Annotated in this window: 15 protein-coding genes and 1 pseudogene; 10 read left to right on the top strand and 6 right to left on the bottom strand. The window is 58.6% G+C overall.

From position 1 onward, the window contains the following. Nucleotides 1-101: 101 nt before the first annotated feature. From ACN2TU_RS18000 to ACN2TU_RS18010, 3 genes are all read left to right on the top strand, one after another. Nucleotides 102-611: an LUD domain-containing protein gene (locus ACN2TU_RS18000; protein WP_435157281.1), complete on the top strand. Its 510-nt coding sequence runs from the start codon at nucleotides 102-104 to the stop codon at nucleotides 609-611. Beyond that, a complete protein-coding gene (locus ACN2TU_RS18005; RefSeq protein ID WP_435157282.1) occupies nucleotides 608-2,857 on the top strand; it encodes an LUD domain-containing protein in 2,250 nt (749 codons plus the stop codon). Before ACN2TU_RS18000 ends, ACN2TU_RS18005 begins: the two co-directional genes overlap by 4 nt. Before the next feature lie 68 nt (nucleotides 2,858-2,925). Further along, complete coding sequence (locus tag ACN2TU_RS18010) at nucleotides 2,926-4,593, top strand: AMP-binding protein (RefSeq protein ID WP_435157824.1); 1,668 nt, start codon at nucleotides 2,926-2,928, stop codon at nucleotides 4,591-4,593. A 15-nt stretch (nucleotides 4,594-4,608) separates the two neighbouring features. Here the strand turns inward: ACN2TU_RS18010 and ACN2TU_RS18015 are convergent, their stop codons facing one another. The 3 genes from ACN2TU_RS18015 to chrA all read right to left on the bottom strand — a co-directional run bounded on the left by ACN2TU_RS18015 (nucleotide 4,609) and on the right by chrA (nucleotide 8,159). After that, nucleotides 4,609-5,517 (bottom strand): acetamidase/formamidase family protein, encoded by a 909-nt coding sequence (locus ACN2TU_RS18015; protein ID WP_435157284.1) that lies wholly within the window; start codon nucleotides 5,515-5,517, stop codon nucleotides 4,609-4,611. A 47-nt stretch (nucleotides 5,518-5,564) separates the two neighbouring features. After that, complete coding sequence (locus tag ACN2TU_RS18020) at nucleotides 5,565-6,557, bottom strand: glutathione S-transferase family protein (RefSeq protein WP_435157286.1); 993 nt, start codon at nucleotides 6,555-6,557, stop codon at nucleotides 5,565-5,567. Between the two features lie 255 nt (nucleotides 6,558-6,812). Beyond that, complete coding sequence (gene chrA, locus ACN2TU_RS18025; protein ID WP_435157287.1) at nucleotides 6,813-8,159, bottom strand: chromate efflux transporter; 1,347 nt, start codon at nucleotides 8,157-8,159, stop codon at nucleotides 6,813-6,815. A 201-nt stretch (nucleotides 8,160-8,360) separates the two neighbouring features. Between chrA and ACN2TU_RS18030 the strand changes: the two genes are divergently transcribed. Together ACN2TU_RS18030 and ACN2TU_RS18035 are read left to right on the top strand one after the other, a co-directional pair. Continuing rightward, nucleotides 8,361-9,557 carry an MFS transporter gene (locus ACN2TU_RS18030; RefSeq protein ID WP_435157289.1) on the top strand — a complete coding sequence of 399 codons (1,197 nt, stop codon included), beginning with the start codon at nucleotides 8,361-8,363 and terminating at the stop codon, nucleotides 9,555-9,557. A 54-nt stretch (nucleotides 9,558-9,611) separates the two neighbouring features. After that, nucleotides 9,612-9,851 (top strand): annotated as a pseudogene (locus ACN2TU_RS18035) (citrate/2-methylcitrate synthase); the annotation flags it as partial. 8 nt (nucleotides 9,852-9,859) lie between these two features. On the opposite strand, the gene ACN2TU_RS18040 reads toward ACN2TU_RS18035, so the two are convergent. Beyond that, on the bottom strand, nucleotides 9,860-10,726 hold the full coding sequence (locus tag ACN2TU_RS18040; protein ID WP_435157291.1) for a QcrA and Rieske domain-containing protein: 867 nt from the start codon (nucleotides 10,724-10,726) through the stop codon (nucleotides 9,860-9,862). A gap of 319 nt (nucleotides 10,727-11,045) precedes the next feature. On the opposite strand from ACN2TU_RS18040, the gene ACN2TU_RS18045 reads away from it, so the two are divergent. The 3 genes from ACN2TU_RS18045 (at nucleotide 11,046) to ACN2TU_RS18055 (ending at nucleotide 13,145) form a co-directional block, all read left to right on the top strand. Further along, nucleotides 11,046-12,521, top strand: a complete 1,476-nt coding sequence (locus ACN2TU_RS18045) for an ATPase domain-containing protein (protein ID WP_435157293.1) — start codon at nucleotides 11,046-11,048, stop codon at nucleotides 12,519-12,521. Continuing rightward, nucleotides 12,514-12,882, top strand: coding sequence for a DNA-binding transcriptional response regulator (locus ACN2TU_RS18050; RefSeq protein ID WP_435157295.1), 369 nt, complete (start codon nucleotides 12,514-12,516; stop codon nucleotides 12,880-12,882). Before ACN2TU_RS18045 ends, ACN2TU_RS18050 begins: the two co-directional genes overlap by 8 nt. Before the next feature lie 134 nt (nucleotides 12,883-13,016). Beyond that, nucleotides 13,017-13,145 carry a hypothetical protein gene (locus tag ACN2TU_RS18055; RefSeq protein ID WP_435157297.1) on the top strand — a complete coding sequence of 43 codons (129 nt, stop codon included), beginning with the start codon at nucleotides 13,017-13,019 and terminating at the stop codon, nucleotides 13,143-13,145. Nucleotides 13,146-13,389: 244 nt separating this feature from the next. Here ACN2TU_RS18055 and ACN2TU_RS18060 read toward each other — a convergent pair whose 3' ends face one another. Then, entirely contained in the window at nucleotides 13,390-13,626 is a 237-nt protein-coding gene (locus ACN2TU_RS18060; RefSeq protein ID WP_435157299.1) for a hypothetical protein, read from the bottom strand. A gap of 42 nt (nucleotides 13,627-13,668) precedes the next feature. Here ACN2TU_RS18060 and ACN2TU_RS18065 point away from each other — a divergent pair, with 42 nt between their 5' ends. Both ACN2TU_RS18065 and ACN2TU_RS18070 read left to right on the top strand, forming a co-directional pair. Beyond that, nucleotides 13,669-13,977 (top strand): hypothetical protein, encoded by a 309-nt coding sequence (locus tag ACN2TU_RS18065; protein WP_435157301.1) that lies wholly within the window; start codon nucleotides 13,669-13,671, stop codon nucleotides 13,975-13,977. 23 nt (nucleotides 13,978-14,000) lie between these two features. Further along, nucleotides 14,001-14,747 carry a ribonuclease H-like domain-containing protein gene (locus ACN2TU_RS18070; RefSeq protein WP_435157303.1) on the top strand — a complete coding sequence of 249 codons (747 nt, stop codon included), beginning with the start codon at nucleotides 14,001-14,003 and terminating at the stop codon, nucleotides 14,745-14,747. A gap of 370 nt (nucleotides 14,748-15,117) precedes the next feature. On the opposite strand, the gene ACN2TU_RS18075 is transcribed toward ACN2TU_RS18070, so the two are convergent. Next, the gene (locus tag ACN2TU_RS18075) at nucleotides 15,118-15,783 is read right to left on the bottom strand and encodes a cyclase family protein (protein ID WP_435157305.1); all 666 of its coding nucleotides are present in this window, start codon (nucleotides 15,781-15,783) and stop codon (nucleotides 15,118-15,120) included. Nucleotides 15,784-15,816 lie beyond the last annotated feature (33 nt).

Here is a 15,816-nt window from a genome sequence, read left to right on the forward strand (position 1 = left end):
TCGAGAAGGCAAAGATAATTACTCGATACCGCTCTCCATGTTATGATGGAACATACCCTGATATCAACGACACACGCTCCTCCGCTCTCCCAGTCGAAACCATGAGTGGAACCCCTATCGATGAATTTCAGGCATCTCTCTCCGACCTCGATGTCACCTCGAGTCGGACGACTGCCGACGCGTTTCGTGGGGATATCATCGACGCGATTGTCAAACCAGCAGTCGGCGTCCGGTTGCCGTGGCCCGATGTTTCGCTTGCGGAGACGCCAATAAACGTGGAACCGACCGCAGGTGACCTCCGCACCGCGAAAACCGGAGTGACGAGCGTGGCCTTCGGCATCGCCGAATACGGTACGCTCAGCATCGGCTCGTCGCCAAACGGGGATGAACCAGTTAGTCTCTACCCGGAGCGACACGTTGCCGTGGTCGCCGCCAGCGATGTCGTCCCCGACATGAACGCCGCGTTTGCGCGACTCAGCGAGCGATTTCGGGACGGGGACACGAGTTTCGTGTTCGAAACCGGCCCGAGCGCGACTGCCGATATGGGCGCGCTCGTTCGCGGCGTCCACGGCCCCGAAGACGTTCACGTGGTGGTAATTACGGACAGATGAGCTCCGACAGACGACGAAAGGCGGCGCATATCCGACACCTCCTCGAAACCGAGGGCGATTCGGTTAACCACCAGACGGTGAATCTGAACACCAACCGCATCGACACGGTTTCGCAGTTCGACGAATTCGAATCCCTTCGGGAGCAAGCACGGGCCATCAAGGAGGAGACCATCGAAACCCTCCCGGAACGAATCGACGAGGTTCGAGACGCCGTGGAAGCGAACGGTGGGTCGGTCTATCTAGCGTCGGACGCTGACGACGCGAACCGGTATATCGAACGCGTGCTGGGCGAGAAGGACGCGGAAAGCGTCGTCAAAAGCAAGTCGATGACCACCGAGGAAATCGAACTTAACGACCACCTCGAAGCGAACAGCATCGACGTGTGGGAGACCGACCTCGGTGAGTTTGTTCTGCAAGTCGCCGACGAAACGCCGTCCCACATCGTCGGCCCGGCGATGCACAAATCACGGGACGAAATCGCCGACCTGTTCAATCTCCGATTCGACCCGAAGGAACCCCTCAAAACGGCGGACGAACTCACTCGGTTCGCGCGCGAGTACCTCGGCGAACGGATTTGCGAAGCCGATGCCGGAATCACGGGCGCGAACTTCGTCCTCGCCGAGAGCGGCAGTATCGTCCTCGTCACGAACGAGGGGAACGCCCGAAAATCCGCGGTGACGCCGGACACCCATATCGCGGTCGCTGGCGTCGAGAAACTCATTCCGTCCATCGATACGCTCCAGCCGTTCGTCGAACTCATCGCCCGTTCGGCGACCGGACAGCCGATTTCCCAGTACGTCACGATGCTCACCCCGCCGGTGGCATCGCCGACGCTGGACTTCGAGTCGGACGACCCGCTCGTCGACGCCGGAAACGAAGACCGCGCGTTCCATCTCGTCCTGCTCGACAACGGACGAATGACGATGCGCGAAGATTCGCAACTGCAGGAGACGCTCTACTGTATTCGGTGCGGTGCCTGTGCCAACTCCTGTGCGAACTTTCAACACGTCGGAGGACACGGGTTTGGTGGCGAAACGTACTCCGGTGGCATTGCGACGGGCTGGGAAGCAGGCGTCCAAGGGCAGGAGAGCGCGGCGGAGTTCAACGACCTCTGTACCGGTTGCTCGCGCTGTATCACAGCGTGCCCAGTCAAAATCGACATCCCGTGGATAAACACCGTCGTCCGCGACCGAATCAATCGGGACGGAGAGACACCGGTTGACCCGCTCATCGACGCGTTCGTCCCGGACGGCGAACCGGCAGGATTGGATTTACAGAAGCGTCTGTTCGGTAATTTCGGCACGCTCGCCAAGCTCGGAAGCAAAACAGCCCCGATATCGAACTGGCTGTCCGACACGACCGCGGGACGAATGGTGCTTGAGCGAGCGTTCGGCATCGACCGCCGACGAGCACTGCCGGAGTTCCGGCGCGAAACGCTCGTGGAGTGGTTCGAAAACAGAGAAATCACTCGTGCGGACATCGAATGCGCCGGATCCAGCCGTCCGGATACAACGCTCAACCGACGGGTCGTGCTGTATCCCGACGCCTACACGAACTACATCCAACCGGAACGAGGGAAGGCGGCCGTTCGAGTGCTCGAATCGTTGGGCGTCGGCGTTACCGTTCCCCGACTTCCCGCGAGCGGCCGCGCACCGCTGTCGCAGGGGATGATTTCCGCGGCGGAGAAAAAAGCGTGTGCCGTCCATGACGAACTTCGACTGTATCTGAATGCTGGGTTCGACATCGTCGTCGTCGAACCCAGCGACGTTGCGATGTTCCGGGAGGAGTACGGAAAATTTCTCGACGAACCTGCCGCAAACACCATCTCCGAGGCCAGCTACGAGATTTTGGAGTACGTGTACGGCCTACTCGCAAACGGTGCGGATGTGGCGTCGCTCCGCGCTCCCGGTGACAATGGAGACGAGCGACTGGCGTACCACAGCCACTGCCAGCAACGAACGCAGGGACTGGCCGAGTACACCCTTGCGGTGTTGGACGAGTTGGGGTACGACGTCGTCACGTCCTCGGTCGAGTGCTGTGGAATGGCCGGAAGTTTCGGCTACAAAGACGCCTACTACGAATTGAGCATGGATATCGGTGAATCCCTCCGCGACGATTTGGGCGTCGATGAATCGGCTCGGGAAGTCATCGCAAGCGGAACCTCCTGCGTCGAACAGCTCAAATCGCTCATCCAACGCAAGCCGCGTCATCCGGTCGAACTCATCGACCCCACCGTTTCGAGCTGAGTGTCGTCGTCCGATTTTCTCACGGTATGACACACGAACTTATACGGGCCGCTCCGGAATATCACGGTATGTCGTGGCATCTCTCACTCGACGGTGCTTCCTATGAAGAAGCGAGGACGGCGTTTTCGTGGGAGTCCATTCCAGAGGACTACAACCTCGCGTACGACCTGCTTCGGAAACACGACGATGCGAACGCAACCGCCCTGGAACAGTGCTACCCCGACGGTCGGCACGAAACCTACTCCTTTCACGATTTGGATACGCTTTCGAATCAACTCGCCAACGGACTTTCTGCCCTCGGCGTCGAACGAGGCGACCGAGTCGCCGTCGTCGTTCCACAGAAACCGGCGAACTCACTGACTCATCTCGCCTGTTGGAAACTTGGCGCGATTTCGCTTCCGCTTTCGATTCTGTTCGGGGAGGACGCCCTGCGGTATCGACTGAACGACAGCGAGGCAACCGTCGCCGTCGTGGATTCGGCAGTCCGCGACACCCTCGAACGAATCCGAGACGACTGTCCGGAGTTGGATCACGTCATCGAAGTCGATGGCGACGGTTCAGGAGAGTACGGCGATACCCACGATTTCGACGAGTTTTGTGCTGGCCGGTCACGTTCGTTCGACATCGTCGAAACGACCCCCGATACTCCCGCCATCATCATCTACACCAGCGGTTCGACCGGCCCGCCGAAAGGCGTGCTTCACACGCACGACCTTTGGCTTGGCCACTGCCCGGCGTTTCAGATGTATTTCGAGCGAGCCAACGACGGTTCGGAATCCGACGAGGATTCGGTGTTCTGGACGCCAGCGGACTGGGCGTGGATCGGCGCGCTGGGCGATTTGGTGTTCCCGGCATGGCATTACGGCCACTCCGTCGTCGGCTACCCGATGGGTGGATTTGACGTTGAAACCGCTTTCGAACTGTTAGAACGGTTCACCGTCACGGATACCTTCCTCCCACCCACTGCGATTCGAATGATGATGAGCGTCGAGCAACCCACCGAGAGATACGATTTGGCGCTCAACAGCATCTGCTCCGGCGGTGAACCACTCACTCCCGAAATAATCGACTGGGCCGACGAGGAACTGGAAGGCGTCTCGGTCAACGAACTGTACGGCCAAACCGAGGCGAACCTCCTCGTGTCGAACTGTCGCGACTGGTTCCCGGTTCGTGCCGGAAGTATGGGAAAGCCCGTTCCCGGCCACGAAGTCGCCATCATCGACTCCCTCTCCGGCGAGGAGAAAGCCGTCGGCGACGTGGGAATGATCGCCGTCAAACGTGATGACGACCCGGTCGTCTTCAAATCGTACTGGAACCAGCCCGAAAAAACGGTGGCTGTGACCATCGGTGACTGGCATCTCACCGGCGACCTCGGATACCGCGATTCGGACGGCTATTTCTGGTTCAAATCGCGCGATGACGACGTGATAATCACGAGCGGTTACCGTGTCGGCCCGGGCGAAGTCGAAAGCGCGATTTTGGAACATTCGGACGTAGAACAGGTCGGCGTTATCGGTGTTCCGGACGAAACCCGCGGGGAAATCGTCAAGGCGTTCGTGCAACCGGTCGCGACCCGTCAGGGGAGCGACTCCTTCCGAGAGGAAATTCAAAATCTCGTGCGCGACAAACTAGCGAAATACGAATATCCACGGGAAATCGCGTTCGTCACTGAACTCCCGCAGACGACGACCGGTAAGATTCAGCGGCGGAAACTCCGCGAGGACGAGAACGAATGATACCGGATTCCTCCCCTAAAACGGCGAGGAGAGATACTCCTTCGGAACCGCATTTCTGACCGTAACGAGCGGGTCGACCACCTGTGAAATTTCGAGTCCTCCGACGAGACTGGAGAACAGATGGGCGTCGGTCTCATCGACTCCGTGTTCCTTCGCGAGTAGGGCAGTCATGTCCTCGTTCGCCAATTGACACGCTGCTTCGAGGGTTTCCGCGCTCGCAATCGTTTTCCATGCGTCCGCGGTTTCGACCACGGGTCGCGAGAGTTCGAACGCGGGATTCGACAGCACCGTCACCGTGATGTCGATGTCCGTACCGATTTCCGCCCCGGTTCCGCACATTTCGCCATCTGCCATCGCCGCTTTCGAGTCACCCATCGCAAGCAGTCCTCCTTCCTGAAATACGGGAAAGTAGGCTGTCGTGCCGCCGGTCATGTCCGTCGTATCGAGATTTCCACCGTGGTCGTGCGGCACGAGCGTCGTATATGATTTGTCCGCCGGGGCGACGCCGATGGTGCCGATGCAGGGTTGTATCGGCACCTCGATGTCACCGAAGCGAATCACGTCGTCTTCGACCGGCGTCACTCTGGTTCGCGGTTCCTCGATTTCGTCCGATTCGTGGAGGAGACCGAAATCGGGAATCGTCAGTACCCGTCCGCGGTCTTCGTTGACCCGTACGTCCTCGATTTCGACTTTCAGCACGTCGCCGGGTTCCGCACCCGAAACCGCGATTGGGCCGGTCGCACCGTTCACTTCCTCGGGAACCTCATCCACAATGTCGGCATCCTCCTGAACCGCGCCGCCGATGCTGTCTATCGTTTCGACGGTTAGCGATTCGCCGTTTTCGGCAGTGTACACCGGTTCGAGGCCGGGCGTGAACTCGTAGATGAGACCGTCAGCGTCGTGAGACACCATCTGGCGTGACATAAGCTACTCTGTCACACGCGGTTGCAAAAAACCATGCTTGGGAGACGCTATTGCCGAATTTCTCCCGGCGGCCCGCCAGCCAAGCGTTCCCGGTCGTGTGCTTCCTCGAAGTCGAGTTCCGGCCCCTTCGGAACGATTCCCTTCGGATTGATGTCAGTGTGACTCCGATAGTAGTGTTCTTTGATGTGATCCATTCGAACCGTTTTGGCGACACCCGGCAGTTGGTACAACTCCTTCAGATAGTTCCACAGGTTCGGATAGTCCACGATTCGTCGCAGGTTGCATTTGAAGTGCGTCGCGTACACCGCGTCGAAGCGCACGAGCGTCGTGAACATGGCGAAGTCGGCCTCGGTCAATTGCTCGCCGACCAGATACCGCTGGTCGGCGAGCACGTCTTCCCAGTGGTCTAATGCGTCGAAGAGTTCTGTCACCGCCTTCTCGTACGCCGATTGAATGTCCGCGAATCCCGACCGATAGACGCCGTTGTTGATGGGTTCGTAAATCGCCTCGACGGTTTCGTCAACGTCATCCCGGTACTCCTCGGGGTAGAACGTCACATCCCGTTGCGCCACGTCGTCGAGTGCGGTGTCCAACATCCGCATGATTTCCTCCGATTCGTTGTTGACGATGGTGTCTCGTTCCTTGTCCCACAACACCGGCACGGTCACGCGCCCGGTAAATTCCGGGTCTGCTTCGGTGTACACGTCGCGCAGATACTCTTTCCCGTTGACGGTGTCCGCGGTGCAACCCAATCTGTCGGGCGAAAACTCCCAGCCGTCGTCCTGGCGATACGGGTCAACTACTGACACCGAAATCGCGTCTTCAAGTCCTTTCAGCGTTCTGGTTACCAGCGTTCGGTGTGCCCACGGACAAGCGTACGAGACGTACAGATGGTACCGTCCCGATTCCGCAGGAAATTCGGCATTCTCGTCTGCCTCGACCCAGTCCCGAAACGTGGTTGTCTGTCGCTCGAACTCGCCGTCCTCGTTCGTCGTCTCGTAGGCGTCCGTCTGCCACGCCCCGTCCACGAGCATTTTCATGGTCAGTGATACGACTGTCCCCGCCTTAGCCACGCGGTTCCCCCACATTCCTTCCGGGTTCGTTCGGATCGATTGGCTGGGTAGCTGGGAAGCGGGTTAGGATGGCTACCGGGATGTAAAGTCTGTCGTATTTCCATCTGCATCTTGGACAAGCTATTCATATGGCTATCTTTCCATCTATCTGTATATCTATCCAGAAATCCAAAAGACATGGCCGACTTTGAACTCAAATATATCGACGCTATCCAGTTCCTTTCAGAGCAGATAGAACGCCGCGATACCAAGACTTCCTCCCCCGACGATGAGGGTCGCCGCCTGTACGCCGCGGACGAACAGCACGAATGTCACGACTGCGAGGATGCCGGTCAGTGGGTCGAGAATTGCTTCCTGTGCCAACGAAACGGTCGCTCCTAAAATCGCCCCGACGACTGCGGCGTTGATGCCGATAAGTGAGGTTCTGATCTGTGGATTGTCACGCACTCTCGCCACGTAAGGGAACATCGCCACGATGAAGATGAACGACGGAGCGAACGCCGCGAACGCGGCGACGAAGGCGCCAAGAACTGCCACCGGAACGCCCTGCGGAAGCAGTAACTCGTAGCCGACGAACGCGGTCGTCATCACGACCGGGCCGGGCGTCAGTTGGCCGAGCGCGATGCCGTCCACGAACGTGGCGGTATCCATCCACCCGAACTCGTGGACGACGTATTTCTCGATAAAGGGGATGAGCACCAACCCGCCACCGTAGATGAACGACCCGGTGTAAAGCATGAACAAGACGAGTTTTACCCACGTGTTCGCCCACAGCGTTCCGGCGATACCGGCGACTGTGGCGTACACTCCGGTTCGTTTGGCTTGCGACGATGCGAGTTCGGCGATTCTGTCGCGGGCGAAATACAGTGCCGTGAACAGGAGGGCGACGATTGCCGCGAGGGACACTCGTTTGAGATTCGATGCGACCCATTTTCGTTGGTAAAAGACGAGCGTAACTCCCCCCGCCACCACGAACTCCAGCACCGGATTCGGATTGAACAGCACTGTTGCGACGAGAGCAGAAACAAGCAGAAAGAGCAGTCTCGTATCCACATTCCACGAATCGCCACCGATTTCGAACGAGAGGTCGGTTTTCGCCTCACCGAGTGCGCTCCGTGCCATCGAGTACGCCGCCCCGACGATGAGACCGATGACGACCGGGTTGATGGCGTAGAAGAGTCCCTCCCGTATCGCGGGGAGCTCCCCGTAGGCGAAGTAGAGATACGAGAGCGCGACGATGATGGCAAAGGCGGGAAGCATGAAACACGAACCGGCAACCACCGCGCCTGGAGTGCCGCCGCGAACCCAGCCCATGAAAATCCCGAGTTGCGTCGAAGCGGGGCCGGGGAGCATGTTGCAGATGGCAAGCCCCTCCATGAAGGTCGATTCGTCCGCCCACTCTCGACTCCCGTCTCCGACGAGTTCGTCCTCTATCATGGCGATATGCACCAACGGCCCGCCGAACCCCACGACCCCGATTTTCAGGAAAAATAGCGCGATTTCGCGGAGGTTCGCCGGGGAGGGGTGGCCTTTGTAGCGATAGTTCGAACTCCCGATTTCGTCGGCCATCGCTTTCGACTGCTTCGTTTTCGGGTATAAAGCTTCGTTCGGGTGGCCACCGGAAGATTTGGGTGGCAACCGGTATCGACCCGAGAACCAGCAAGGATTCGTCGTTTTTCGATTTCGATCGACTTCGTGCTGTGACAGGAAGCCGGTTCACGAGCGATTATTATTCCTCGTCCTCATGCTCGATTACGAACACTCCGCTCGATGTCACAACATGCTCACTCATCCATTGATTCGCTCGTCGGCCGCTTCTACAGCTATCGCGGACTCACCTCCGGTGGGTTCGTCTTTCCGATTCTCACGGTTCACGCACTCTCGCAGGGTCTCGACCTCGCGGGCGTCGGCTTCGCCGCCGGGATGTTCTTCGCCGGAACGCTCCTTGGCGAGGTTCCGACGGGCTACGTCGGCGACCGAATCGGTCGCCGAAACAGCCTCTTCGTCGGTTCCGTCCTCATCTCCGTGACGCACTTCGGGTTCGCGTTCGCCGACTCTCTCGCGGGATTCGTCTTTTTCTGGGGCTTCTGGGGAGTCGCCGCTACGTTTCGTTCCGGGAGCACCGACGCGTGGCTGTACGACACTCTCACTGACCACGACGCAACCGATTCGTATACCCGAGTTCGTGGCAGGGGTACCGGCGTCTTCTATGCTTCTGCTGCAATGTCCGCCCTCATCGGCGGCGCTCTCTACGAACGGTGGTCTGCCCTGCCGTTTCTCTTCGCGGGCGTGCTGACCGCTATCGGTGCGCTGGTCGTGCTGACGCTCCCGGAGCCAACAGTTTCCCGTTCGGACGAAGGGTTCTCGCTCGCCGAAGCGCGAACCGCGCTCGCATCGGTCGTTTCGAATCGGACGGTTCGCTCGTTCGTCCTTCTCTCCGGAATCGTCCTCGCGGTTCCGGAAACCGTCGAGGTGTTCGTGCAACCCGTCGCCCTCTCTATCGGGTTTCGACCGTCTTCACTTGGCCCGCTGTACGCGGGCCTCATGCTCGCCGCGGCGATTGGCTCCTCGACTGCCGACACGATTGGCCGCCGAATCGGCGTCGGACGGTGGTTCGTCCTGGGGCCGACGGCGCTCGCCGTCGTTCTCCTTGTCGCCAGTTCGGTTCACACCGTAGCTCTCCCCGTATTCTTCCTCTCACGGGGTGCGAACACGGTTACCGACACGCTCGGGAGCGCGTTCGTCAACGACCGCGTCGCTTCCCATGGACGAGCGACGACGCTCAGCGGCGTCTCGATGGTTCACGCGCTCGTCTTTCTCCTCGCCAGAACTGTCGGCGGCGTCGTGGCGAACCTCACATCGCCGCTAGTCGCACTGGCCGGGTTCGGGTGTTTAGCCGTTGGGGCCGTCTCGGTCATCCGTGCGACGGTCGACCCGTTTGAAGCACCGCACCCGACGGGGACTTAGTAAAATCGGCCATCCGTCTTGTCTGCAATTCTATCCGACTGTTGACCGATTTCGATGCTCTCGACGCGCAGACCCGACCTCAGCTTGAAGACAAATGTGGAGTTCTATACGGCCGGGTTGCTCTACGGTATCGGCATCCCACAGGAGTTGTTCACGACGGCGTTCGCCATCGCCCGCGTCGGCGGATGGACTGCACACTGTTTGGAGCAACTTGCGGACAATCGTCTCATCCACCCGCGGACGAAATACGTCGGTGCGACGGGTCGTGAGTGGGAACCGACCGAGGAACGATAACCGGTTGCCTACACCTCCGAACCTTCGGAACTGTCGTCAGGTCGCGGTAGCGCGACGAACGACACTCGTTCGATGGAAAACGGGTCGTACACCGACTGGTGACACGGGCAGTATATCTCGTCCGCGGCACCGAACTTCGCGCTCCCCGGGTCGCCCTTGAACAGCGGTACGCAACAGAAATGCGTGCACTTGTCCATGATGGCGATGAAGCCCTCCTGTGTGCTCGCTCCTAACCATTTGTTTTGATTCGCCATCTCCTCGATTCGAGGACTCCGAATGAGTTGCACGGGAATCGTCCCGCTCGCTGGCACGTCCTGTGACCGCCACGTCGCGGTGGCAGGTTTTCCGAGTCCCGATTTGCCGATGCCGTTGCCCCACGATTCGTAGTCCTCGAAGTCATCGATGTTGACGATGGCTCCGGCCTCCACGTCCTCGGACTGCCATTGGTACTGTGAGGACGACGTGTATCGGAAGTAGTTGTCTTGGTCGGCGTTCGGCGCAATGCCTGGATACGTTTGCACGCCGCAGTACTGGAACCACTCCGACGAGTACGTGACGCCACCGATGGTCTGTTCGGCGACGGTGATGGTTCTCCCCTCCTGTTCTCTCTGTTGGATGTTCGGCCAAAGCCCCTTCACGTCCCCGTTGTCTTCGATTTCGACCGGAATCTGTGGCATCCCTCGTGGGGCCGGTCCAGCGACGTTTTCGACCCCGTAATATTGGACGATACCGCCCCCCGAACCGGACGGTGCTGTTGCCGAATTCAGCGTTGCCACTGTTCCAGTTCCGATACCAGCCAATGCCGCGCTCCCGACAACTCCCTTGACGAAGCGACGGCGTGACGTGTCTTCCGGATATTTGTCCGCCTCTGACATCGTGTTGTTCACCCTGCGTGGAGTGGCAGTAGACAACCCTTCCACGCAATCGTGAAGCCTAGGGCTTCGCCGTGCTTTGTTATTCGTCGTCCCACCATCGCGACTGTATCGCTTACCGAGAACATGAAATGAGTAACGTACCGTTTATTGATATATTCTACAACATCAAAGTCTCCTGTTTTTGTCGAAATATAAAAGAATAGTTATAGATTATATACTGGGAAATTACTAATTATGGATGACAAACTCCTGTCTTGCGATTTCTTGCTTTCGCGCCCAATAGAGATATATGCGCGTTACAGTGATTTTATAGTAGGGTATGACTCACAGTCCACCAGAGCGAATCTCAACGGGTGTTCCTGGACTGGACGAGATACTACACAGTGGCATTATTCCAGAACGGAGTTATCTCGTTCGGGGCGACCCGGGAACAGGAAAGACGATTCTCGGGATGAAGTACCTCACCGCCGGTGTTGAGGCTGGCGAGACGGTGCTGTTCGTCAATCTGGAGGAATCGGCAGACGACATTCGAGACAACGCAGCGACGCTCGACATCGACCTGTCTGACGTACATTTTCTCGATTTGAGTCCGGATTCGGACGTGTTCGTCGATGAGCAATCTTACGACATCTTCTCGCCGAGCGAAGTCGAACAGGAACCGCTCACCACGGCAATTACCGACCGCGTCGAAGCAATCGAACCGGATCGAGTGTTCATCGACCCGCTGACCAAACTTCGCCACTTGACGTCCGACGAGTATCAGTTCCGAAAGCAGGTTATCGCGTTCATGCGTTACTTGAAAGAGCAGGGCGCGACGATACTGCTCACGTCTGAGAGTACGCCCGATTCGCCCGACAACGACCTTCAGTATATGACCGACGGAACCATCCAACTCGAACGGTCGGAGATGGGTCGTATCATCAGCGTCCCGAAGTTCCGTGGGTCGTCGATTCGGGAAGGAAACCATTCGATGCGTATCGGAACGGATGGTCTTGCCGTCTATCCCGAACTCACGCCGAACGGGGCCGACCGGGAGTACGTCGCCGAACCGATTCCGTCCGGCGTCACCGAAATCGACAACCTGCTTCACGGCGGCATCGAACGCGGAACGATTACCGTACTGAGCGGGCCAACGGGCGTTGGAAAGACGACCGCAGGAACGCAGTTCATGAAGGAGGCCGCCAGTCGCGGCGAGCGCTCGGTCATGTACATGTTCGAGGAGAGTCGGGAGACATTCATGCGGCGCAACCGGGCCATCGATATCCCTGTCGGGGATATGATTGAACAGGGATCGCTCAAGGTCGAAGAGGTCGAACCGCTCGACCATTCCGCCATGGAGTTCGCCCGCGAAGTTCGCCGGGAGGTCGAGGAGAACGATACGGACATCGTCATGATAGACGGATTGCAGGGGTACAAGCTCTCCGTGAGAGGGGAAAACGACGAGATGCTCGTCCGGAAACTCCACACGCTCTCCCGCTATCTCAAGAATACGGGCGTATCGGTCATCCTCGTGGACGAAATTCAGTCCGTCACTGGCGAGTTCCAGGCCACGGAGGCGGGTATCAGCTATCTCGCGGACAACATCATCTTCCTGCGGCATCTCGAAATTTCGGGCGAGATGCGCAAGGCGATCGGTGTGTTGAAAAAGCGGACGAGCGACTTCGAACGGACGCTCCGGGAGTTCAGAATCACGGATCACGGACTCGAAGTCGGTGAACCACTCACCGGGCTTCGAGGGGTTCTGTCGGGCGCGCCAGAGTGGGTCGAATCCGAATCCGCACTCGACGATGGCTGACGAATCGCTCGTCCTCGTCCTTAGCAAGAACGAGCGAAATCTCGAACTGCTCGCTGACCTCGTTGACGAAGAGGGTTGTGAGGCTCACATCGCAACCACCGTCAAGGAGTTCGACAGCGTTCTTCGGGCCGACGAGGCGACGGAAATTGCCGTCCTCGACACCGAAGGGTTCTCGGTGGACTTGTGGAAACGGTGTGAGTACCTCCACGAAAGCGGCGTTCCAACCGTCGTCCTCACACCATCGACGCCTGCACACGTCCGGCGAGAGGCGATCAGCCGCGGCGTTCGCGCGATTCTCGAAAAACCGGTTGACACGGCTGACCTTCGAGCGACGATTCGCGGGATGCTTCAACAGCAGTAAATCACTCGTGCACCGAACTGTTTTCCTTACCGCCTGACTATTCTGTTTTCATTATATAGTCTGTCCAATCACACACAATACGTTAGTAGTCTGGAATTTGTCTATCTCTAGTATCTGAACTATATTCCCAAGCGATGATTCAACGGACACATCCGGACGCAAGTTCGACCGACTCGACAGACGCGACGAAGACACTCACCAGCCTCCTCCTCCTCCTCGTGGGACTCCTCCTTGTCTCCGCCATCGGCCCCGCAGTTGCCTGAGTTCCGGCGGATGTGGGGACGATGGCGACGACACCCAGTCAGGTAACTGGGTTCGACGGGACACCCCTCGTGAACGACTCGCTCTGGTCGTTCGAAGCGAACGCACACCGGCACACGACGACCGACGGAACCGGTTCGTTCTCTCTCTCTCCAGCGATGGAACGGTCGGGTTCTATCAGCACACGGCCGACCACTACTGGCAACGCGATGGAATCGCATATTTATATATATATTATAAATATGTTCAGAAGGCGGTCGGTGAAGTGATAGTTCCTAGGGTCACGTTCTCGACGTTCGGCATCGAGTTCGACCCAACCGACGCGAGCACCGCCATTACGCCCCATGCACGGGGGGCAACGGACGACGCTCCAGCGAACTCCCTCGCCGTCCTCGATGTGCGGGAACGATACGTCCGAACCGGAGACGTGGACTCCGCGACGGTTCGGTTTACGATTTCGCCCGACGGACTGTCCGGGGACACAACCCTCTCCGACGTTGTTGTCTACCAACGACGCGGTGACGAGTGGCAGGAACGCTCCACCGCACGAGACGGCCGTACCGTTTCGGCCACCGTTCCCGACTTTCGTTCATCGCCGTGGCTATTGACGGCGGAACAGGAACGAACTCGGGAAGGGATACCCGAACGACTGCCGCAGCCGAGCACGGCGATGCGAGCACGGAAACGACCTCGACCACCGGAACGACCGTCGCCGCACAGACGTCGGCCACACCCGAGACGCAGGACGTTCACAGCAACGGCCAACCCCGGTTTGGGTTCGTCGTTGCTGTCATCGCGCTGGTGCTTCTCGCCCGCGAGAGGCAACGTCTTTAAACCTCTCACCGAATTTTTCGGCAATGCGAATCGAAAACAGTTTCATTCCCGTCCGCGGGGTGGGCGAGAAGACGGAGCAGAAACTGTGGCAAAACGGGGCGACCCACTGGGACGAGTTCGACCCGTCGCTCGTCGGCGATGCGACGGGCGACAGAATCGAGTCGTTTATCGCCACTGCGAGCGAGCAGTTGGACGACGGCAATTCGCGGTTTTTCGCGTCCGAATTTCCGAGCGGTGAGAACTGGCGATTGTACGAAAATTTCCGCGAGAACACCTGCTTTTTCGACATCGAGACGACCGGCCTGAGCAAGTATTCGAGCGTCGTCACGACCGTCAGTCTGCATCGGGGTGGCGAGACGAAAACGCTCGTTCGAGGCGACGACCTCTCCGCTTCCACCCTCCAGCGCGAACTCGGCGACGCCGACCTCATCGTTTCGTTCAACGGAAAACGCTTCGACCAACCCTTCCTTGAACACAACTTCGACCTGTCGCTCGACACGCCGCACGTGGATTTGATGTACACCTGCAAACGCCTCGACCTCACCGGTGGTCTGAGTGCGGTGGAAGACGAACTCGGCGTCAGTCGCGGCGGAATGGATATCAGCGGACAGGATGCGGTTCGACTCTGGCATCAGTACGAAGCGGGCGACGAGGACGCGCTGGACACGCTCGTTCGATACAACCAGTACGACACGCAGAATCTGGAGACGATTTTGGACACCGTCACCGAGACGCTTCACGACGACGTGTTCGCGTGTCATCTCCCCTGACGCTCCGACCACCGAACCACCTCAAACAATCTATATTACTGTTCGAAGATATCCACAGGGTATGAAGTATCGACCCACCCCGCTCTTTAAGGAGTACTGGAACGACCTGATTACCGCTACGTCCTCATTTGGGGTGCACTGATTACGGCCGTTTCTATCGTCTTGTGGGAAACCACATATCTCACGCAGGCGGTTCCGGTTATCGTTATTGCCGCGATTGCCAGTATTCTCATTCTACTGTGGGGAATGGGCCAGCTACGGGAGCAAACCCGCGACTGATCTTCGTGACGGGAATGCACCCACTGCGTTCCCCGTCGATGTCCTCTCCGGTCGGTAAACACACTCCCCTAACGGCTGATTGTCTCGATTGCTACGGATAGAACTCCGCTACGGCCCGAACGGGTGCACCGTCGGCGTTGCTCACCGACAGTGGGAACGCGGTGAGGGTGAACTGCTCCGGCAATCCGTCGAGGTTGGTCAGGTTTTCCACGATGAGGTGGTCGGTTCCGAGGAGCGCGTGGTGAGCAGGGACGCCCTCGGGTTCGTCTTCGGCGTACCTCGACACGTCGTCGCTTGCCTTCTCGGTCGGCGTTGGGTCGACGTTCAGGGCGTCGATGGCGACGTGGTAGTCGTGTTTGGCGCACCAGCTCGCAGTTTCGGCGGTCAGATACGGATGGTCGAAGTAGATTTTCGTTCCCCAGTGAGCGTCCCATCCGGTGTAGAAGACGAGGAGGTCGTCGTCGGTCGGGTTCGGAAGGTCAACGCGCTCGATCGGTTCGCGCGCGGTTTTTCCACTGCAGTCTACCAGCAACGCGTCGAAGACGAAGGTTTCGATGGGGAACGAATCGAGCGTCCGTCCATCGGGTTCAGTGTGGCAGGGAGCATCGACATGCGTGCCACTGTGCGTCCCAAGTCCGAGTTCGGTGACCTGATAGCCATCCACTTTGTGAGTCGCGTGCGGTGTGCGTTCGATAGGTGGGTCGCCGGGATACGTAGTCGCGTCGGCGTCCAGTACCTGAGTACAATCGCGAAACATCCTCGGTTGTTTGAACGTGTTGTCGAAATAAAA

The sequence above is a fragment of the Haladaptatus marinus genome, assembly GCF_051194195.1.